Source organism: Nocardia vinacea NBRC 16497 (genome assembly GCF_000308835.1).
Taxonomy (GTDB): domain Bacteria; phylum Actinomycetota; class Actinomycetes; order Mycobacteriales; family Mycobacteriaceae; genus Nocardia; species Nocardia vinacea.
In genome coordinates, this window is the sequence record NZ_BAGN01000419.1 from 41,438 (window position 1) to 62,164 (window position 20,727).

The window sequence follows — 20,727 nt, forward strand, 5'->3', positions numbered from 1 at the left end:
TCCGGAATAGCCATGACGTCGGCCCCCTCGTCGATGCTGTGCAAGTGCCTGAGATCGTAAGGGCCGTATGAATCGACACGCCAACACGACATACCGCCGGACGAGGCCGTGGCGCCTCGGCCGGGGGGCGGCTACCACCCGGGTCACGGGATTCGCACCGTCCATCGACGACTCGATGGCTCGAAGCCGAGACTGAGGAATAATGATGCCGGCCCCGGATTGTCGGCGCTGACCGCAAACCTGATCGCAGGGAAGCCTCGAGTGCGAAGCGATTTCAACCCTTCGTTCATGCACCAGGTGCCTACACCACTGCCGCGCAGCCGTGGGTGCCGCAGAAGATAGGCCAGCCAGATCCCCGACAGCTCTGGAACCGAATCGCGTAGATTTGCCACGAATGCAGCGACAACATCGCCGTTGCGATCAATCACAATTGAGCTCGCATCGTGCAGCGGGCCAACGATTTCTCCCGATAACAGCTCTGTCAGGTGCGATGTCGCCCGGAGGGCGTTTCCCTGATGATCCGGATGCTCGGGCGGGAGGGCTACAGCCAGTAGCTGTGTGAGGTCGGCCAATCGGTTGATGTCGAGTTCCAAGATACGGAGCCCAGGCAGGGCTACGCCGGTCAGCGGTAAAGGATTGGTTGCGCCCGCGAACACCAGGCGTTTGCGGCCAACTTCTGCAGTGGGGCACATACGGACGATCCGTTTGCCGAGATCGTATGGTACGTCCAGGATCTTTCCGGCGCTTTTTCTCAGCAGTTCCGCCAGCGCACGGTCACTGTAGTAAGCCGTGGCAGATATCGGCAAAGGCGACGCCACTATGCCCTCGTGGCCGAGAGCGTAGGCATTGAAGTCATCACGTGCGGCGGACGCAGGCGTAGCTCACGCACCGGCAGGGCGAGGTATCGGCCACCTTCCGATAGTGCTACACCGGAGTCTTCCCACTCACCCAGGAGACGAGAAAGCTCCTCATCGTTCAGTTTCCCGGAAAAATCTCGGAGGAGACCTGATTTGGCGCGGATTCCGTCTAGAGCCAGGAAGAGATCCGCTTGCGGACCTTCGAGTAGTAAGTTCAACGGGTCCCGTCCACGTCGTAAAATTTCAACATGGTCGAGCCCTACGCGATATAGGAACGAATTTTCATCATATCGAGAAGGCCACTCACGCTTTACGTAATCCGATAATTCGGTACGCGCTGCTTCCAACTCTTCTGTCAGCGTAGAGGGGTGCTGGCCCCTGAATCTGTACGCGAACTCTTCCAGGTTAGGGGCTGAATCGCCGAACATTGCCGCGTAGAACAGGGCGGGTTTCGGCCTGTCGAATCCGAGAGACTTCCATTGCTCGAAGTAGGGTGCGTATCGGTTCAGCTCGATCGGGAACACTCCACTTGGCGGAGGAAGATGACTGATTGCTGTGGCATACTTCAGTGATATCTCGTAATCTTCAACCGATTCACCGATCACATGCGTCAGTATATGGTAATAGGGAAAGATACCGGCCTCGGCGCACCACTTTATAGCACGAATATGCTGCAGAGCAGAGTTGCCCTTTTCCATGCGTTTGAGCAGATTCGATGAAAAGCTTTCGATGCCGATCTGGAGCATTGCAAAGCCTGCGCGAGCGAGCGCATAAATATTTTCTTTGCGTAGATTATTCTTCACATCGGTCAAGAATTCTACATTGTATCGGTCCGTAAGCTGCTCCAGTGCAGGCAGAAGATCACTCATGTGTTCATTCGACATTATACTGTCCGCAAAAACAACACGACTGGTTCGCTGCTCTCGAAGTATGCGTTCCACTTCCTTCAGGACTTCACCAGCAGATTTCTGGCGGAAGGCAATGGCATTGGAGTGTATGCCGCAGAACGTGCACTGGCGCCGTTCGCCCCACCAGCACCCGCGCGACCCCTCGACGTAGAAGTTGGCCGGGATTCCCGTGATCGAGCTGAAAATTTTGTAAGCGGCACGAAAATCGCCATAGTCGGGGAATTTCGCGTCACTCATCGAGGTCGCCATCTGGCGGGTAGAATGAGCAGTGCCCATTCGATCTCTCCATGCGAGATTGGGGATACCACTGAGATCGATCGGGTGGTGGATATTAGATTCATGTAATGCCGTAAACAGGGGAGTCAGGCTCGCATCGGCCTCCCCTCGAACCATGATGTCTATATCGGGGACAGCATCGAAAAGCGCTAGTCCCATAGGGTCTTCACATTGACTTCCACCCATAACGACAATGACATCAGGTGCGAGGACTTTGATGATTTTCGCCCACGCCAACGATGCCGCGGTCTGGGCGATCGTCAGCGTGAATCCGACAACCTCACACTGTTCGATGAAATACCGACGGAAGTAGTCGGCAGTGAATGTACGAAATTCATTCGCGAGAGCCCAGAAGAATTCCCTCGGAAAATTGGACGCTTCCAGCGCATCCTCGATAACCGGCATGCTATCGTCCGCTGGGCTGAGATCCAGGCCGGCGATCGTCCTCAGTATATCGCCACGGGTCCGAGCGCGACTGAAATCGGTACTCGACAACGCTCGCCACAGCAGCCCGCAGATAATTTCCCCGACCTCGTCATGGCTATATGCAAACTCCGCCGCGGCGGGACCATACCGCTCAGTGATCCAGAGGTGGAAATCGATGTTCGGATGGTACGTTTTGCTGTTGACCGGTATATCACTGATGTGACGCTGAACAATCGCGAGGCCCAGCGGGGCCTGCCGCGGCTCGAGCCACGGCAGGCTCAGAAGTCTAACTGTCATTTCCAGGTTGTTCCGAGCGCGTCGCGTGTTTACTACAGAACAACCGGTTTGCCAGGCACATTACGCAACCTGGAAACCATCGCAGACTCCAAGCTGGCCGGTACCGCAGCGATATCGCACGCCGCGACAGATCGCGGCTTTTGCAGGTGCGCGTTTATCGACAATTCGGCCAGCCGTGGGTCGCCGGCCACATCACAATTGGCCACTGCGCGTGGAGAAAGGTCGGCAAGCGATTCCGTCATTGAAAGCTCCATCCAAGCTGAGAAATAGACGCACGACCCACCGGCCGTGATCTTCTCGATTCTAAATGCTCATGACGAGGACAAACCGGCTTCCGCCGAGCGCGGAAAGATCTCGCCTTCGGGCCGGCACCTCAGGCAAAAGATTGCCAGCCGATCAAAGGGGCAGACCAGTTTTGGTTCATCATCCCGGTTCGTCACTGCCACACTGACGCGGCGCGCACCGCCATCGAGGCAGGCATGGCCTTTCTCGCCCTGGTCGAGGCAATGAACACAGCGGGTGGGACACCCCTGCGGGGCGCTGTCTGCCGTGCTCGACGCTTCGTGCGGTCGCCAGGAGGAAGCGTCCTGATGTTGCGGTCGTCCACTGCGACGAGGTGTGGTTGCTGCGGATCAGTTGACCGGGCGCGGCGGAGACCGGCATCGGCAATGCCTCGGAGTTCATTGTTACCAGGGAGTTCCTGTGTCGTGACGGCGCAGAACGGAGCCGTGTTCTGGTGGTTAATTGATGCCTGGTGAAACGCGGACATATGTTTCGCGGTGTTAAGTCGTTCGCCGAGTGCCCATACCTTCTCACGTGCTCGAGTTCGAAATATGTTGCAGGCAAACGTATTTCGATGACGATCGGTCGCGAGTGCGGTGAGGTTCGGCTAACGCCAAATTGTTCTGGAAGAAACCATTCGGCAATGGTTCACGCGTGAAATTCTCGTATCCGATCGCTGCGAATCGCAGAAGTAGGGGATCGGATATCGCTTTAGCAGCGCTTCGCCCGAACCGGGAGTCGGCCCGAGACCGAAGCCTGGGGCGCCGTCAGCACATCGCAGGAGGAACCGTGTCCGCACCCACCATCGCCGAGATCGACAAGGCCATCGAGGAGAACATTCAGAAGTCCCTCGCCGAGATCCCGCACCCCGCGCTGCCGAAGGGCACGAATATCTATGGTGCCACGAAGATCTTCCCCGACTATCAGGCCGAGGCGGGCGAAACCTACTTCACCCTGGTGCACGGTATCGCGCACGAGTCGTCGGTGAGTTTCGTGGCGATCCTGCAGGCCACCAGGGCGTTGCGCAAGGGCTTCGATTCGGCGATCTACTTCTACGGTCCCGGCGCTATCAATGCCGTTGCCACGCGCGGCTTTCCGACCACCGGCGACAGCGGCTTCCCGGGTGAGCAGAACATCAACGAGGCGCTGGCGACCTTCATCAAGGAGGGCGGCAAGGTGTTCGCGTGCCGATTCGGGCTCGCCCTGCACGGTGCCCGCGAGGAGGACCTCATCGAGGGTGTCATCCCGGCACACCCGCTCGATGTCCAGGACGCGTTGATCCACTACGCGCGCAAGGGCGCCATCATCAACTCCACCTATCAGCTCTGAGGTGACCCGATGACAGGTCTGTCCACTCGAGTCGATCTGGCATTGCTCGGCGTGCGCGCCGAGGTGCCGGTGGGGCGCCGCTCCGGTGCGGGTCCCAGCGACGACGGCCATGTACTCATCGACGGCATCGGCGCCGCCGTTCCGATCCGCTCCGACAGCCCCTTCGTGGTGGCGGGAAACCGGCTGCTGCGGTCCGGCACCGATATGGGCATCGAGATCGAGCCGGTGCGCCGGCCCGGGTTCTACGACCTGGCCACCGCCGACGGAGTGTCCTACGAGAAGATCGCCAAACTACACGGGGCGAACGTACTGGCTACCACGGTGGTGCAGACCTGCATCCGCTACGGCGAGGACCAGCGCTGCCGGTTCTGCGCCATCGAGGCCTCGCTGGCCGCCGGCAGCACCATCGCGGTGAAACGGCCCGACCAGCTCGCCGAGGTCGCGGCGGCGGCGGTCCGCCTCGACGGTGTCGAGCAGATGGTGATGACCACCGGAACCTCGGCGGCCAAAGACCGGGGCGCCCGGCATCTGGCCCGCTGCGTGCGGGCGGTCAAGGCGGCCGTGCCGGAACTACCGATTCAAGTGCAGTGCGAGCCGCCCGGAGATCTGCACGTACTCACCGAGTTGCGCGAGGCGGGCGCGGATTCCATTGGCATCCACGTCGAATCGCTCGATGACAAGGTGCGCAAGCGGTGGATGCCGGGGAAAGCGACGGTGCCGCTGAGCGAATATCGGGCAGCTTGGGCAGAGGCGGTGCGGGTGTTCGGCCGCAATCAGGTCTCGACCTACCTGCTGGTCGGGCTCGGCGAGAACCCCGACGAATTGGTCTCCGGCGCAGCCGAACTCATCGATATCGGTGTCTATCCGTTCGTGGTGCCGTTCCGTCCGCTGGCGGGCACGCTCGCCGTCGACGTGGATGGGGCGAGCGCGCCGACTCCGCAACTGCTGGCCGACGTCACCGACCGGGTGGCCAAAGAACTGCAGCGGGCCGGGATGCTGGGCGCAGATCAGCGCGCCGGATGCGCCGCGTGCGGAGCGTGCAGCGTGCTGCAGAACGCGGGTGGTTGAGGTGGATAGCTCAGCCACCGACCTGTGCTTGCTTGCCGGTGCGTCGGTAAACAACTCCGGCGCAACGGATTTCCTTATCCAACCGGCCGACCGGCGGCAGCTGGCCGCCTACCGGGTACTGCGGCGCGCCGAATTCGTGGTGGATCAGGGTTTGTTCGCCGGCAGCGACGCCGATGACAGCGATGACGATGCACGCACCCAGGTGCTGGTCGCGCTGGATCCCGACGGCGTCGTCCTCGGCGGCGTGCGCCTGGCTCCCGCGACCGCCGAAGATCTGGGGTGGTGGACCGGCAGCAGGCTGGTGGTGGATCGGCGGCGCCGCGCCGCCGGGGTCGGCCCGGCCCTGGTGGTGGCGGCGTGTGCTTACGCCGAAAGCCACAATGTGCTGCGATTCGAGGCCACCGTGCAGACCCGCTATGAACCCATGTTTGCCCGCCTGGGCTGGGTCAGGCTCGGCGACAAGGTGATCGGCGGTGTCGAGCACAGCTGGATGCGGTGGCCGATCGATCGGGTGCAGCGGTTGGTGGGCGCCACCAAGGCGTTGCTCGCGCAGACGCTGGCGCCGCTGCGCGGATCGCCGCTCGGTCTCGGCGGCAAGGGGTTTCGCGGGGATGACGGTGTCCCGGTGCCGGGCAGCGACCTCATCGCGGCATGTGACGCCATCCTCCCGTCGATGGTGGAACGTGATCCGGAATGGGCGGGTTGGTGTTCGGTCCTGGTCAATATCAACGATCTGTCGGCCATGGGTGCCACCCCGATCGGCCTGCTCGACGCGGTCGGGGCGCCGACCCACTCACTACTGACCCGGGTGATCCGCGGGCTCGCCCGCGCCGCCGAGGCCTGGGATGTGCCGGTACTCGGCGGGCATACACAGGTGTCGGTGCCGCCGTCGTTGTCGGTCACGGCGCTCGGTCGCGCCGCCGCCCCGGTGCGCGGCGGTAGCGGCAGGCTCGGTGATGAGTTGCGGCTGACCGCCGATCTCTCGGGCGGCTGGCGGCCCGGATACCACGGCCAGCAATGGGATTCCACGTCGCGACGCAGCGGTGCGGAACTGCGGGCACTGGCCGGATTCGTGGCGCGGTCCACCCCGGCGGCCGCCAAGGATGTCAGCATGGCCGGGCTGGCAGGCACTTGCGGCATGCTCGCCGAGGCCAGCGGCCTCGGAGCCGAGCTGGATGTTGCGCGTATCCCGCGACCCGGCACCGTCGCATTCGCCGAATGGCTCACCTGTTTCCCGGGTTTCGCGATGATCACCGCGGATCGCCCCGGTGCGCCGATCGCCCCGCCGGGACCGGCTACCTCGGCGGTCTGCGGGCGACTCGTCTCGACTCCCGGTGTCCGGCTGCGCTGGCCGGACGGCATCACTACACGCGCGGTGCACAGCACCGTGACCGGATTGGGAGAATCATGAACCTCACGATCTCCGTCGCCGCCGCCGAGTTCGGCCGCGATATGGAAGAGGGCTATCGCACGATCGCCCGCCTCATCGAGCAGGCCCGCGCCCGCGGCAGCCGCTTGCTGGTGCTGCCCGAAGCCTGCCTCGGCGGCTATCTGCCCAGTCTGGGGGGAGGGGACGAGTCCGAGGAGGCCAAGCAGCGCAGACTGCGCGCGCTGCCGCCCGCACTCGCGCTGGACGGTCCCGAATTGCGCCGAGTCGTCGACATGGCAGGCGATCTGGTGATCACCCTGGGCTTCTGCGAGGCCGACGGAGAAACCCGCTACAACGCGGCGGTAACCCTGTCCGGTGACGGAATCCTCGGCTCCTACCGCAAGGTTCATCAACCGCTCGGTGAAAACCTGTGCTATTCCGCCGGTTTCGAGTACAAGGCATTCGATACGCCGGTCGGCCGGATGGGTATGCAGATCTGCTACGACAAGGCGTTCCCGGAGGCCGCGCGTGCGCTCGCGCTGGATGGCGCCGAGATCATCACCTCACTGTCGGCCTGGCCGACCGCTCGGACGCAGACCGTGCCGAATCTGGAAGACGATCGATGGAAGCGGCGCTTCGACATCTTCGACCAGGCCCGCGCGGTGGAGAACCAGGTGGTGTGGGTGGCCTCGAACCAGGCGGGCACCTTCGGATCGCTGCGGTTCGTGTGCAGCGCCAAGATCGTCGGGCCCGGCGGGGATGTGCTCGCCACCACCGGCGTCGAGCCGGGCCTGGCCACCGCGACGGTCGACGTCGCCGAGGTGCTCGGGCTGGCCCGTGGCGGCGGCATGTACAACCTGCGTGACCGCCGTCCTGACCTGTACCACAGCGTTATTCGTGAATACGGCGTCGTCGGACAGCCGGCGGCCTCGACAGACCTGGAGTCGGCTCATGCCTGAGATGACCTTCGTGATCGAGTGGCCGAATGGGACCAGCCAATCATGCTATTCGCCGTCACTGGTGATGCACGACCATCTCGAGGCCGGAAAATCCTATCCCGTCGCCGAGTTCGTCGCGCGCACTCGTGCGGCGCTGAACGAGGCCGGCGAGCGGGTGCGCGCGAAGTTCGGCTACTACTGCAGTTCCGCGGCCGATCAGCTGGCCGCCATCGAGCGAACGGCCGCACAGTTCCAACCATCGCAAGTCACTCGCGTCATCTCGATGACGCCGCCGCTGGTCGACTCGAATACCGTTGGAGGGCAACGATGATCGCCGAACACGAGGTCGTGGTCATCGGCGCGGGACAGGCCGGTTTGTCCATCAGCTGGCATCTGACCCGCCGTGGCATCGACCACATCGTGCTCGAACGCGACACCATCGCCCACGAATGGCTCGACAGCCGCTGGGACAACTTCACGCTGGTGACACCGAACTGGCAGTGCGTGCTACCCGGATACCACTACGACGGCCCCGACCCGGACGGGTTCATGAAACGTGACGAGGTGTACGCGTTCGTCCGTGGCTACGCCGATGTGTTCAACGCGCCGGTCCGGGAGGGGGTGGCGGTCACCTCCGTCCGGTCGGCCGTGGACAGCGGATACGACATCGACACGACCGACGGCCCGGTACACGCGAGCCAGGTCGTCGTGGCGACCGGCGGCTATCAGGAACCGATCGTGCCGCGCTACGCGGAGAAGCTGCCGCCATCGATCACGCAGCTGCATTCGTGCGAATACCGCAGTAGCACAGACCTTCCCGAGGGGGAGGTGCTGGTGGTCGGCACCGGCCAGTCCGGCGCGCAGATCGCCGAGGATTTGCATCTGGAGGGCCGCAAGGTGCATTTGGTCGCTGGAGACGCCCCGCGCGTGGCGCGGTTCTACCGTGGCCGTGACTGCGTGGCCTGGCTGCAGGACATGGGGCACTACGATCTGCCGATCGAGGAGCAGCCGGGCGGGCTCGGCAAGCGCGAGAACACCAACCACTATGTGACCGGTCGCGACGGTGGCCGCGATATCGACCTGCGCCAGTTCGCCCTGGAAGGTATGTCGCTCTACGGCAGGATGCTCGACTTCGACGGTGTGGCCTTGCGGTTCGCGCCCACGCTGGAGAAGTCACTGGACTCTGCCGACGCGGTCGCCGAGAGCATCAAGGACTCCATCGACGCCTACATCGCGCGCGAAAACATCAACGCGCCAGAGGAACCGCGCTACGTCCCGGTGTGGCGACCTGAGAGCGAGGTAACCACACTGGATCTCGCCGACACCGGCATCACCTCGGTGGTGTGGTCGGTCGGATTCCGCACCGACTACCGGTGGCTGCGCGTCGGGGTGTTCGACGGCGAGGGCCATCCGTGCCACAACCGCGGCGTCACCACCGCGCCCGGCCTGTTCTTCCTCGGCCTGCCGTGGCTGCACACCTGGGGGTCGGGCCGATTCGCGGCCGTCGCCCGGGACGCGGAGTTCCTCGCCGACGAAATCGCGTTGCGCGTCCAGGAATCGGCGGCGGCGTAGGGATCGCCTCGATGGGAACCACACGAATTGCCGCGCTGGCCGGGCACTTCGGCCGCGATATCGGCCGCGCGCTGGAGAAACTCGACGGCATCTTCGAACGGCTCGTCCAAGACGGGGTCGACCTGCTGGTGCTGCCCGATGCCACCCTCGGTGGCTATATCGGCGATCTGCGCAACCCGACCGTGGGGCCGTTGCCCGAGCCGATCGATCCCGACGGGCCGGAGTTACGCATGCTGTGCTCGATGGCGGGCCCGATGACGGTGTGCGTCGGATACGCCGAGAGGGACGGCGAGCTGCGGTACAACGCGGCCAGCTGTCTCACCGGCGATGGCGTCCTCGGACACCACCGCAAGGTGCATCAGCCCGCGGGCGAGCACCTCGCCTATGCGGCGGGGGACACCTTCACCGCGTTCGACACCCCGGTCGGCCGGCTGGGCATGCTGATCGACTACGACAAAACCTTCCCCGAATCGGCCCGCACCCTCGCTCTCGACGGTGCCCAGATCATCGGCGCGCTGTCGGCCTGGCCGGCCAGCGTCACCGACCGCGCCTCGCGGATGCCCAACGACCGCCAGGCGCGGCTGTTCGACCTCTACGACATGGCCCGCGCCGCCGAAAACCAGGTCGTGCTCGCCTCGTCCAACCAAACCGGTGTCACCGGCTCGCTGCGCTTCCTCGGCCAGGCGAAGGTCGTCGGCCCCGGCGGCGACATCTTGGCGAAGACCTGGTCCAAGGGTGGGCTGGCAGTGGCCGACATCGATATCGAGCGGGAGGTGGAGCGGGCTCGCCGGACCCTGCGGCACCTCGACGAGAGACGCGTCGACACCTACCACAATCTGTTGCGCGAGAAGGGAACTCGCTGATGCGCATCGCGCTGCTCACCTACTCCACCAAGCCACGCGGCGGGGTCGTGCACACCCTGAACCTCGCCGAGGCGCTGGCCAGGGCCGGCGCGGTGGTGACCGTGTGGACGCTGGGACGCGGTGGCGACAGCGCGTTCTTCCGTCCGGTCGACACGAGCGTGCACCTCGAGGTGGTTCCGTTCGAGGCGAGGGACTCGGAAACGGTGGGGCAGCGGATCATCCGCTCGATCAAGGTGCTGCGGAAGGCATTCCGGCCCGGCGACTACGACATCGTGCACGCGCAAGACTGCATCAGTGCCAATGCGGTCGAGCACTGCATCCGCACCATCCACCATCTCGACCAGTTCACCACCCCCGAGCTCGCGGCCTGCCACGAACGGGCCATCGTGCAGCCCTACGCCCGGATCTGCGTATCGGCCGCGGTCGCCGAAGAGGTCAGGGCCGGATGGGGTTTCGAACCGACGGTCATCCCGAACGGTGTCGAATACGAACGATTCGCCGCGGCCGCCGGAACAGGAGCGATCCAGTCCACGCGGCGCGCCGCCTGGCGGGAGCGGCTCGGCCCGTATGTGCTCGCGGTCGGCGGCATCGAACCCCGCAAAGGAAGCCTCGACCTCCTCGAGGCATTCGCGGTATTCGCACGAGACGCACCCGAGCAACAGCTGGTGATCGCGGGCGGCGAAACCTTGTTCGACTATCGCCGATATCGAGCCGAATTCGATGCACGAGCGACCGAACTCGGTATCGAGCCCGTCATACTCGGCACCGTCGAGCACACCGAACTACCCGCGCTGGTCGCCGCCGCCTCGGTGCTGCCGTTCCTGTCCACCAAGGAAGGATTCGGCCTGGCGGCCATGGAGGCCCTGGCCGCCGGAACACCCGTGGTCGCCCGCGATCTCCCGGTACTTCGCGAAGTCTTCGCAGACGCGATCGAGTATGCTTCGACCCCGGAAACAATGGCCCGAGCGATGGCCTCGGCGATTGTCCCCGATACCGCCCGCCGCAACCGCGGCACAGCGCTGGCAGCCGAATTCAGCTGGGACACAGCGGCATCAGCGCATCTCGACTTCTACGCTTCGGCACGGAACGGTGCGCGAGCCATGGACGCCGAGAGTAGCGTGCTGCTGTCGGCGCCGTAACGTCATGTCGGCTCATCACATCTGTCGATCGATGCCAGCCGCGGACAGGCACGAAACCTCCAGCAGCTGAACAGAGTTGAGATCAACGAGGTCTACGGCGTGGGGAACGACGGTGCGGACACCACCAAGCTGACTGGACAGAGACGCCATCCGCTCGATCACAACGATGCCGCGGGGCCTCTGCTTCGATCAGTCCTGGTGGCGGGTGGTCACGGATGTGCTGGGATGGTCGTGCAGGAATCTTGGTACGACCATCCGCCAGGCGTCGACGATCAATTCGCGCATCTCGTGCTCGTCGATCGCGGCCATCCAGCATTCGACCCAGTTGTAGCGTTGATCCGATGGTCGTGGCAGCCGGAATTTCTTCGGTTCGGCGGCGATGAGCGTCGCACGCTCGGCTTTGGGAAAGGCGAAGCCCATCACGGTTTCGTCTCGGGAGAAGGCGATATAGACGATCCGCCCGACGCGGAACTTGGTGCGGTCTCGTACGAGCGTCTCGTAGGAGCGAGGCAAGGTAAGCGCTAGTTCGCGCACATTCTCGACGGTCACCATAGCCCGATACTGGCATCTGGCACCGACACTGTTGCACGTTGAGCAACAACGGATCTGGGCCGTCAGCAAATTCCTTTAGGTGACGACTGAACTCGTCGGCCACTGCGGAACTTCGTCTCCACGGGAATCCCATCCTGGTTGATCGATGGTGCACGATGGCCGTGGTCGAGCGAATGACCCGAGCAGGCTGTCGCTCGTGGTTACGTTGTATCGAGCTTGCTCGCTTTCACGGCAACCCAGGCGAGATTGTCGTGCACGATGTCGCTGTGTGCGCCGAACGGTGGTTTCCCCTTCATTACGGTATTGGACGCGTCGATATTGATCAGCTTGCCGGTGGCGAACGGATAGTCGTCGCCTACGCCGCCTAGCTCGGCCTCGGCTGCGTCGAACGCGCCGACTGCGCCCATCGCGGTCCACGGATTGTCACCGTGCGCGCCTGCGCTGTTGTCTCCCGCGACCTTCGACGCAAGCGGGTAGAAGTTGCCCAAAGCTCCGTCGTGGTTGGAGTAGCAGACCGATATCGGCCCGTCCACTCGGCTGGATCGTCCGGCCAGACCGCCGCTGCGCTGCGAATCGTTCGAATCGAACGGCAGTGGATCCGCGAATGCGAAGCTCGAGAACGCGCCCTGCAGCAGCGTCACAGACTTCACCGGAGACGGAGTCGGCCCGTCGCCGAGTCCCGCAAGGGCATACGACACGACCCGGGCGCCGAAGCTGTGGCCGATCAGGTTCACCCGCAGGCTCGGGAATTCCCGATTCAGCCGTGCCAGCAGCGGTCCCAGGCCATTCTCGCCGACGACACCGGCGCGGTTCTTCATCTGCCAGTACGTCAGGGCCCGTAGCGCCTCCTTGGCGCCGCGTAGCACTTTGACAAACCTGTCACCGAATCCGGCAGCACCACCCGCCGTCGAATCGAGGTCGACGCCCGATCTCATCAGCTCCATCGCGAAGTCCTCGAACACGTCCGACGCATCGTTTTCTGTGCTGAGCATCGGTGGAATCCCGGTGTCGGTGTTGTCGTCCGGGCCTTCGCTGTCGGCATTTCCAGGAAATGTGGCGATGCTGAACTCGCGCATCTGGCGAAACAGCTCATCGATGGTGCGGCGGTCCGGCCCTTCGGTTTCCAGCAGTTCGGCAATCCGCTCGAGCTGTTGCGCCCCGTCCGGAAAGGTCGCCTTCAATATCTGCAGGGTGTCGGTATCGAGTGCCGGTGATCCAGCGGGAACAGATTCCCGGCGGCTTGTCGCGGCGGCTCCGGTGGGTGCTGCGGCAGGCGCGAAGTCCTCGATCGGTTCGTCGGTCCAGCGTTCGGAAGGCCAGACCACGCCCGCGTAGCCGATCCGGCGCGTCGTGGCGCGCGGCAAGGCGTCGAACTTTCCGAACCATCGCTGATACAGATCGACCGCTTTACTCCGGTCGTTGTTCCAGCCGTGCGAGAACACCATCAGGTCGGTGACGTCCCGCTCGCGGACGCCCGCGACAAGTGCATCCGCACCGACCGAGTCGACATCGCCGTCCTTGTCGAACGTAACGATCCAAAGTGGCTTGTCGCCAACAAATTCCGGCATTGTTCCTACTCCTTCGTCGCTGGGTTCAGACGGATTGAAGGGCTCGCATCAGGTCGACGAGTCCGCCGCCTTCGAGATAACGATCGCGACCCAGCGGCGTGGCCGAGTCGACGAAGATCCGCTTGACCGATTCGGGGTCGCCGATGAATTCGTGCCGGACCGAGAGGAACGCAGCGATGGCGCCCGAGACGTGTGGGGCGGCCATACTGGTACCGCTCTGCTCGATATACACGGCCGCGCCTTCCTCGCGTCTCCCCAGCGATCGAAACGCATCCGCACCGAGCCTTCCCGCGGCAGCCGATGTGATCCGTTCGCCCGGCGCGACCAGGTCCGGCTTCATCCGCCCGTCGCCGGTCGGCCCCCGCGACGAGAAGTAGGAGATTCCATAGGTATGCGGCGCGTCGCGGTGCGTCGAACCGACCGTGACCGCACGGTTGGCGTTTCCCGGATCATTGATCGTCATTCCGGTGCTGAACCGGGTCGGGGCGTTCGCGTCCTCGACGAAGAGCTTGACGAACGCCGAGTTGCCTGCCGCGACGACGACGATGACACCGCTGCGGACGAGGTTGTCGACCGCGACGCACAACGGGCTGTTCCCGCACGCGTACCACTCGGGATCGAATCCGTAACCGAGACTGAGGTTTACGCCGTGGATACGGGGCGACTGTTCGCTCGCCGCGTTGACCTTTCGCACGTATGACAGCGCTTGGATCACCCGCCCGACCCGCGCCTTTTCATCGCCCTTCGTGCCGAGAACCTTGAGACTCACGAGCCTTGCTCGCGGCGCGATCCCGGAAAGGCGCGCGGGCTCGACACCGGTGCGCCTGCGCAGCTCCGCGCCGTCGGCGGTATTGTACCGGTTCTCGGTGACGACAACCTTTTTCGTCCATCCATCGAGTCCACCGGCGATGATTCCGGCGACATGAGTGCCGTGTCCCTCGTCGTCGAGGAGCGCACCGTCACGTATGGGAGGCCCGTCTCCCGGGCACGTGCGATGCAGATCGCGCACCGACGGGTGGCTGAGGGTCGCGCTGGCGCGGAAATGCGGATGGCCTTGGTCTATGCCCGAATCCACGACTGCCCAGACGATTCCCTCGCCGTAGGCATTGAACGATCGTTGTGCGGCTTCGGCCTTGATCGTCGCGAAGGACTGGTCGATCTGACCGTGGATCTCGAAGTCCGGCCAGATGCGGTGCATTGCCCGGGCCGAGGTATCCAAGGCCACGGCATCCGCGGCCACCAGCCCCTCGATCTGGTCCGGGAACAACCGTCCCGTCGCGTACTCGTCGGTGAGGCGGTACGGAACACCGGGACCCGCGACGAGTTTCCAGAGCTCTTTGAGCCGATTGAACGCGGCATTGCGGCCGCGGTGGTAGCTCGAGTTGAGCTCGACCATGACCGATATCGGATCGTCCGATCCGGCAGGCGCCGCGGTACGCGCCTTGGCCGATCGGGCGTGTTCCGTTCTACGTGTCTCGAGACGAGTGCGCAATGGAGGAGCAACGACGCCCGCGACCGGGAACCTGCCCGGCACGCCGTTCGCCGGCATCTGCCCCTGCGCCGGCACGTAGGCAGCCGCGCTCGCGACTGCGTCGGGCGCGGCGCTCCGGCCGGCCGCGGTGAGCTCGATTGATGCCCCGTCCACAACGAGTCCTTCGCCACGAAGCCCGCTCAGCGCAGCGGAGACCGCAAGCCACCACATCGGTTCGCCTGCCATCGAATCGCGTTCGCCTGCCTCGAACTTGGCGGCGAACCGCGCGGCGACCATTGTCAGCAACTTCTTCTGGTTCACCGTTTTGCCCGGGGGCACCGTGTCGAGGACCGATAGCACCCTGTTTTTCCAGACGTCGATGTCACTAGCCATGGCTCCGGCCCCCGCATGTCGTTCTGAGATCCGCACCATGATTTTCCAGTCGCCATCGTCCCTGGTCACGGGTAGTTCGCTACTCGAATCTCGCGATGCGGCCACTCGCTGTGGATGCGCATTCATACCGGCGCACTCCGGCTCGAGGCGGACGCCGAAACCGCTTGGTGAGTTTCGTCAGCGGGCGAGACCGGATTCAGTTGTGGCGATCATGCGGCGGCGTGCCTTCCACCTGACTCATCCGGTCGGCTGTGGGCGAGTCGTGCCGGGATAGGTCGATCGACCGATGTGGGCGGACCCGGGCAGCGTTCACCATCACCCGCGCCGCCTACGACCTCGAACTGCACGGCCGCACCGACGACGCCCGACAGGCGTTGCAGATGGCGCTGTCGGCGGCGAATACGGCTGACCAGATCGCTTTCTGCCGCTACCACATCGGCGAGCTGGCGTTCAACACCGGAAACCTCGACGATGCCGAAATCAATTACCGCGCTGGTCTTCTCGCGAACCCGGACAACGCGGCGCTGCAGCAGGGCATGGCCAAGGTATACGCCGCCCGCGGCGACCTCGACCAAGCGATCGCGCAATATACGGCGCTGACCGAACGAGCACCGCTGCCGGAGTACCTGATCGAGTTGGGTGAGCTGTTCGATGCCGCGGGCCGATCCGACGAGGCGGCCGCCAGGTATCGGGAGACCGCTGACCAGCTCGGCAGGCTCGCGGCGCAGGGTGCCACCGAGTATGTCGACGCCGCCCAGCTCGCCGCCGAACACGGCGACCCGGGCGAGGCGGTGCGGCTGGCACAGCTGGAATTCGACCGCCGACAGAGCGTCATCACCTCCGATGTGCTCGCCTGGTCGCTGCACAAGGCGGGCCGCGACTCCGAAGCGATCGGCTACGCCGATCGTGCGGCATCACTCGGCTGGCGGAGCGCGACTCTTGCTTACCATCACGGCATGATCCTCGCGGCGCTGGGTGAGACCGATCAGGCCGCCGCGGCACTGACCGACGCGCTGCGGATCAACCCCCACTTCTCGCCGCTGCACGCCCCCCGGGCGCGGCAAGCCCTCGACGCGATACGTGCCCGATGAACCCGGCCGGGACACACTGGCGTGACGGTGCCACCGAACCCGGATGCTCCCGCCACTGCACCGTATGGTCCGGCACACCGCTACGGCGCTGTCCACCGTGACCGGATCGCCGAGGGCGCCCAACAAGCTTGACAGTGACTGCGATTCAGATTGAGCCGACCCGCGATACCGTAGGTGAGGTGACCGGTAGCTCACCTCACCTCGAGATCGGCAAGGAGCGTCGGGGGTCGCCTAACCCAGGTGATGTCGGCCCCGGGTCCATCCGCGTCACCGAGGTTCTCGCCGCGCTGTCGCTGACGACGGATCTGGCGACCGGTGCGCAGTTCGAGAAGGGATTGGCGACCTGCCTGGTGGCGACCGCCCTCGCCGAGCGGATCGGCCTGGATCAGACAGACCGGCGCGTCGTCTTCCACGCCGCTCTGCTCGGTGCGATCGGATGTACCAGCCGAGCGTCGGAAAACGCCGCGTCGTTCGGCGACGATATCGCCTTCCAACAGGCTTACCACGTACTCGACCGCGGGGATGCCTCGGTCTTTGCCGCACAGGTGCAGCAGTTCGGTTCCTGGGCACCCGGGATCCAGCCGCTGGTGCGGGAACGGCTCGTTACCACGACGCCCGCGCAGGGCTCGGCGGCGGTCCGCTCGGTATGCGAGGTCAGCCGGTCCCTCGGACCGCGCCTCGGCCTACCGGATGCGGCAGTGGTCGCACTGACCGAGGTCAAGGAACGCTGGGACGGCCTCGGCGCGCCCGAACATATTCAGGGAGAAGCGATTTCGCTGCCCGGCCGCATTGTGCACGTCGCCGAGCAGGCCGTCCTCGCCGCGGCGGACCGGGGACGTCGCGGCGCGGTTGCCGAGCTGCGACGGCGCGCGGGCGGTCATCTCGATCCGGATCTGGTGGACTCGTTCGCTACCGACGCGGTGTGGGATTGTCTCGACGTGCCTGATGTGCTCGCCGCGGTGATGCATGCCGAACCCGGCATTCCGCTCTACATCCAGCCCGGCGAGCGGCTGGAGCTTTGTCTGGCATTGGCCATTGTCGTCGACCTGAAAGGCCGCTGGCTGCTCGGGCATTCGGGACATGTGGCCGACCTCGCCTACGGTGCGGCGAAGCTGTCCGGAATGGACACCGCGGATCTCGATACGTTGCGCGCCGCGGCCCTACTACACGATATCGGGCGGGCCGGGGTGTCCTCCGCGATCTGGGATCGTCCCGGTCCGCTCGGCCCCGGTGACTGGGAACGCGTTCGGCTGCACACCTATTGGACCGACCGGGTGCTCCAACGATGCCCCGGCCTGGCCGATCTTCGCGACATCGCGGCGGGCCATCACGAACGTCTCGACGGCAGCGGCTACCACCGCGGGGTCCGCAGCCACGACCTGTCCCGCTCGGCCCGAATCATTGCCGCCGCCGATGTTTTCGCGGCGCTGACCGAGCCACGGCCGCATCGTCCGGCGTTCTCGCCCGGCGATGCCGCCCAAATGCTTGTGTCCGAGGCGACGACCGGCAGGCTGGATACGTCTGCCTGCGCCGCGGTCGTGGAGGCGGCGGGGTTGCGCAAGCCACGCACGGAATTCCCCTGTGGCCTCACCGAACGCGAGGTGGAGGTCCTGCGGCTGGCGGCACGCGGCCTGTCGAACCGCCTGATCGCAGCAGAACTGGTGCTATCAGAGCGCACGGTAGGCCATCACCTCGCCCACATCTACGACAAGACCGGCCGGCGCACCCGCGCCGGCGCCGCCGTCTTCGCGATGGAACACGGCCTGATCCCGGAGTGAGCCAGAGTTTCGATCGACGGCCGAACCTCCCACAGCCCGGCCTCGCTACGCACAACGGCCCCGCACCCTGAGGGTGCGGGGCCGTTCCGAGCTGCGTCGATCAGATAGCGTGGACGTCCTGGGCCTGCGGGCCCTTCTGTCCTTGTCCGACCTCGAACTCCACGCGCTGTCCTTCTTCGAGGGATTTGAATCCCGAGCCGGATACGGCGGAGAAATGCACGAAGACGTCAGGGCCGCCACCGTCCTGCGCGATAAAACCGAAGCCCTTTTCGGCGTTAAACCACTTCACACTGCCTTGAGTCATTGCTTTACTTCATTCTTTTCTGTAGATGAGCCAAGCGGATCACGTCGATTAGCCTGATCTCACCGGACAACCATCCCATGGATCTACGGCAGAAACGCAAAGTGTGATCTAACCGACCCTCAGTGCAGGGTGCAGTCGCCGCCTCCCGCGGTAAGCGATGTCTACTACCGCTGCATCGCCCACACCCTGGCGCCAGGAAGCCTGGCGCTGGCTTGCAGACCTGCGGTGGCGTGCCGGGTTCCGGCCGACGCGGTCCCGGCGCCGTGCCGAAATCGCCTCGACTACGAACACAGCCACGGCAGCGCCTGACGTGGGGGCGCGCCCGCACTTCTGATGGATACCCGATCTCGCTCGGATCCTCAGCGGCGCAACACAATCGTCGCGAGTCCAGCAGAGTGAGTATCGGTGGCCCGGTGAGCCGGGCCTACTGTCATGAGTGACCTGGCGAGCTCATCGACGTGGGGTCCGGGATCGTTTTCCGCCAATCGATACCAAAGGCTGACCGCTTCTGTGGCTGGTGCGATGGCCTCTTCGTTGTGGCCTGAAAACCCCAAATTGACACCGAACCCATGGCCGCGTGGATGCCGACGAGCGATTACCGGCTATCTCGAATGTGATGGAGGGCCAGTGGTCGATCCGCCCGCGAACGCTGGTCGAAACTCGTTGGCTGACGGACTCGCCCGGGCCAGTGCAACCAAACCGGTGGTTCAGCAGCGGCTCCGAAAAATCTTCGCGGACAGCGATGACTTCTGCGACGGTGTTCCGTCCTATCTGTTGAACGCGCTACCAACCCGGCGCAACCGACCAGAAGGGCCAGAAATGACCACCGCCAACCCCTCCGCCGACTTCTCCAACGACGTCACCGACCGTCCTGGCAAGGTCCGCAACCGCGCCCTGTGGACCCTGCAGATCCTGCTCGGCCTGTTCTTCATCATCGCTTCCGGCGGGCCGAAGCTCGTTATGCCGAACGCCTTGATGGACAACGCCCCCGAGAATCTGACCATCCCCCTCGGGCTGCTCATCTTCATCGGAGTTGCGGAGGTCGCGGGCGGTTTCGGCTTGATGGTGCCACGGCTCAGTGCCCTGGCTGCGGCGGGTCTGTCCGTTCTCACCGTGCTCGCCGCCGCGACGCAGGCTTTCATCGCCGACAAGCCCTCGATGGGGATCTTCCCGCTGGTGCTCGCCGCGATCTTCGCCTGGATCGCCTACCAGCGCCGCGCCACCATCACCGATCTGCGCACCTCGCTGTCGCGATGACACACCCATACCTACGACCGGCGATCGGTGGCCCACCACCGATCGCCGGTCCTGCCTTCTCGCCATCGATCGCCGGTCGGGTTGGCGGCGATCGATCCAGCGACAATCTGGTCCGAGCGGCGGTGACGGTCGCACTCGAGCGCTGGCTGGGGCGGTTGAAGGGGCGTTAGTCGGCTACGTAACGCAGCATCACCACCTTGTTGAAGTGCTTCGTCTCGGCCAGCCGGAGCTGGATTCGCTTGTCCAGCAACGGGAACAGCGGCGTGCCGCCGCCGACGACCACCGGATAGACGAACAGCCAGTACTCGTCGATGAGCCCGTGCGGCATCAGCGAGGCCGCGATTTCCGCGCCGCCGACCTCCATCACGCCGTCGCCCCCGGCCTTCAGCCCGCGGACCTCCTCGACCGCGTTCTCGCTGATCAGGGTGCTGTTCCAGTGGACCTCGGTGAGCGTCCTGGAGAAGACGACCTTGGGCTTGTCGGTCCAGAGCCGGCCGAACTCGCGCTCGATGCGCGGGGCGTCCTCGGGGACGTGCGGCCAGTACTGGGCCATCAGCTCATACAGGCGACGACCGTGCAGCGAGACTTCGATCTCGCGGTAGCGGTCGTTGTGGAACTGGTGCAGCTCCTCGTCCGGGTTCGTCCAGTCGATGCTGCCGTCGCGGTCGTTGACGTAGCCGTCCAGGGACACGCCGAACGAATAGATCAGTTTCCTCATGACTGAGTAGACCTCCCGGCCGCGCAGAACTCATCGGACGCCGACGAGACAAGTACTGCGGAACGATTGACAGCGAAAAGCTTCCCTTGATGCGGTCCGAGCACGTCCCAACGTTGTCATCGAGGAGATACGCCCAAATGTGCCTGATCAGGTGACTGATCTCCGATTTCGCTAGGTGTCAAGCGGCGGCAGGGTTTGGGGTTCGGGGAGGGAATCGCCGAAGGCTTTGACCGGGGTAGGTTTGGCGGGTTTACAGACAGCAGGAGAGCTG

18 protein-coding genes are annotated in these 20,727 nt (G+C 64.5%); 11 read left to right on the forward strand and 7 right to left on the reverse strand.

Features of this window, described 5'->3' with window-relative positions; all coding sequences use genetic code 11:
* Positions 1-143: 143 nt before the first annotated feature.
* Together ON44_RS42290 and ON44_RS42295 are read right to left on the reverse strand one after the other, a co-directional pair.
* A complete protein-coding gene (locus ON44_RS42290; protein WP_040700657.1) occupies positions 144-818 on the reverse strand; it encodes a GNAT family N-acetyltransferase in 675 nt (224 codons plus the stop codon).
* Positions 818-2,764: a RiPP maturation radical SAM C-methyltransferase gene (locus tag ON44_RS42295; protein WP_040700659.1), complete on the reverse strand. Its 1,947-nt coding sequence runs from the start codon at positions 2,762-2,764 to the stop codon at positions 818-820. The genes ON44_RS42290 and ON44_RS42295 overlap by 1 nt, the downstream gene beginning before the upstream one ends.
* A 1,071-nt stretch (positions 2,765-3,835) precedes the next feature.
* Here ON44_RS42295 and ON44_RS42300 point away from each other — a divergent pair.
* From ON44_RS42300 to ON44_RS42335, 8 genes are read left to right on the forward strand one after another with little or no spacing between them, the layout of a single operon-like run.
* Entirely contained in the window at positions 3,836-4,375 is a 540-nt protein-coding gene (locus tag ON44_RS42300) for an MSMEG_0572/Sll0783 family nitrogen starvation response protein (RefSeq protein WP_373283297.1), read from the forward strand.
* 9 nt (positions 4,376-4,384) lie between these two features.
* Positions 4,385-5,443: an MSMEG_0568 family radical SAM protein gene (locus ON44_RS42305; RefSeq protein ID WP_040700661.1), complete on the forward strand. Its 1,059-nt coding sequence runs from the start codon at positions 4,385-4,387 to the stop codon at positions 5,441-5,443.
* Position 5,444: 1 nt separating this feature from the next.
* The gene (locus ON44_RS42310; protein ID WP_083898511.1) at positions 5,445-6,854 is read left to right on the forward strand and encodes an MSMEG_0567/sll0787 family protein; all 1,410 of its coding nucleotides are present in this window, start codon (positions 5,445-5,447) and stop codon (positions 6,852-6,854) included.
* Positions 6,851-7,771: a carbon-nitrogen hydrolase family protein gene (locus ON44_RS42315; protein ID WP_373283298.1), complete on the forward strand. Its 921-nt coding sequence runs from the start codon at positions 6,851-6,853 to the stop codon at positions 7,769-7,771. The genes ON44_RS42310 and ON44_RS42315 overlap by 4 nt, the downstream gene beginning before the upstream one ends.
* Positions 7,764-8,081 (forward strand): MSMEG_0570 family nitrogen starvation response protein, encoded by a 318-nt coding sequence (locus ON44_RS42320; RefSeq protein WP_040700665.1) that lies wholly within the window; start codon positions 7,764-7,766, stop codon positions 8,079-8,081. The genes ON44_RS42315 and ON44_RS42320 overlap by 8 nt, the downstream gene beginning before the upstream one ends.
* Positions 8,078-9,322 carry an MSMEG_0569 family flavin-dependent oxidoreductase gene (locus ON44_RS42325; RefSeq protein ID WP_040700668.1) on the forward strand — a complete coding sequence of 415 codons (1,245 nt, stop codon included), beginning with the start codon at positions 8,078-8,080 and terminating at the stop codon, positions 9,320-9,322. The genes ON44_RS42320 and ON44_RS42325 overlap by 4 nt, the downstream gene beginning before the upstream one ends.
* 11 nt (positions 9,323-9,333) lie before the next feature.
* A complete protein-coding gene (locus ON44_RS42330; protein ID WP_040700669.1) occupies positions 9,334-10,185 on the forward strand; it encodes a carbon-nitrogen hydrolase family protein in 852 nt (283 codons plus the stop codon).
* Positions 10,185-11,324, forward strand: coding sequence for an MSMEG_0565 family glycosyltransferase (locus ON44_RS42335; RefSeq protein ID WP_051183278.1), 1,140 nt, complete (start codon positions 10,185-10,187; stop codon positions 11,322-11,324). The genes ON44_RS42330 and ON44_RS42335 overlap by 1 nt, the downstream gene beginning before the upstream one ends.
* A 189-nt stretch (positions 11,325-11,513) precedes the next feature.
* On the opposite strand, the gene ON44_RS42340 is transcribed toward ON44_RS42335, so the two are convergent.
* The 3 genes from ON44_RS42340 to ON44_RS42350 form a co-directional block, all read right to left on the reverse strand.
* The gene (locus ON44_RS42340; RefSeq protein WP_051183279.1) at positions 11,514-11,876 is read right to left on the reverse strand and encodes an MmcQ/YjbR family DNA-binding protein; all 363 of its coding nucleotides are present in this window, start codon (positions 11,874-11,876) and stop codon (positions 11,514-11,516) included.
* A gap of 200 nt (positions 11,877-12,076) precedes the next feature.
* Positions 12,077-13,444 carry an alpha/beta fold hydrolase gene (locus ON44_RS42345; RefSeq protein WP_040700672.1) on the reverse strand — a complete coding sequence of 456 codons (1,368 nt, stop codon included), beginning with the start codon at positions 13,442-13,444 and terminating at the stop codon, positions 12,077-12,079.
* Between the two features lie 25 nt (positions 13,445-13,469).
* Positions 13,470-15,308, reverse strand: a complete 1,839-nt coding sequence (locus ON44_RS42350) for a S8 family peptidase (protein ID WP_040700726.1) — start codon at positions 15,306-15,308, stop codon at positions 13,470-13,472.
* 251 nt (positions 15,309-15,559) lie between these two features.
* Between ON44_RS42350 and ON44_RS42355 the strand changes: the two genes are divergently transcribed.
* Both ON44_RS42355 and ON44_RS53625 read left to right on the forward strand, forming a co-directional pair.
* Positions 15,560-16,399 carry a tetratricopeptide repeat protein gene (locus tag ON44_RS42355; protein WP_051183280.1) on the forward strand — a complete coding sequence of 280 codons (840 nt, stop codon included), beginning with the start codon at positions 15,560-15,562 and terminating at the stop codon, positions 16,397-16,399.
* A 179-nt stretch (positions 16,400-16,578) separates the two neighbouring features.
* Positions 16,579-18,177 carry an HD domain-containing phosphohydrolase gene (locus ON44_RS53625; RefSeq protein ID WP_169338164.1) on the forward strand — a complete coding sequence of 533 codons (1,599 nt, stop codon included), beginning with the start codon at positions 16,579-16,581 and terminating at the stop codon, positions 18,175-18,177.
* 100 nt (positions 18,178-18,277) lie between these two features.
* Here the strand turns inward: ON44_RS53625 and ON44_RS42365 are convergent, their stop codons facing one another.
* Complete coding sequence (locus ON44_RS42365; protein ID WP_040700674.1) at positions 18,278-18,481, reverse strand: cold-shock protein; 204 nt, start codon at positions 18,479-18,481, stop codon at positions 18,278-18,280.
* Between the two features lie 819 nt (positions 18,482-19,300).
* Between ON44_RS42365 and ON44_RS42370 the strand changes: the two genes are divergently transcribed.
* Positions 19,301-19,738 (forward strand): DoxX family protein, encoded by a 438-nt coding sequence (locus tag ON44_RS42370; protein ID WP_040700732.1) that lies wholly within the window; start codon positions 19,301-19,303, stop codon positions 19,736-19,738.
* A 166-nt stretch (positions 19,739-19,904) separates the two neighbouring features.
* Here ON44_RS42370 and ON44_RS42375 read toward each other — a convergent pair whose 3' ends face one another.
* Entirely contained in the window at positions 19,905-20,456 is a 552-nt protein-coding gene (locus ON44_RS42375) for a dihydrofolate reductase family protein (RefSeq protein WP_040700676.1), read from the reverse strand.
* Between the last annotated feature and the right edge of the window lie 271 nt (positions 20,457-20,727).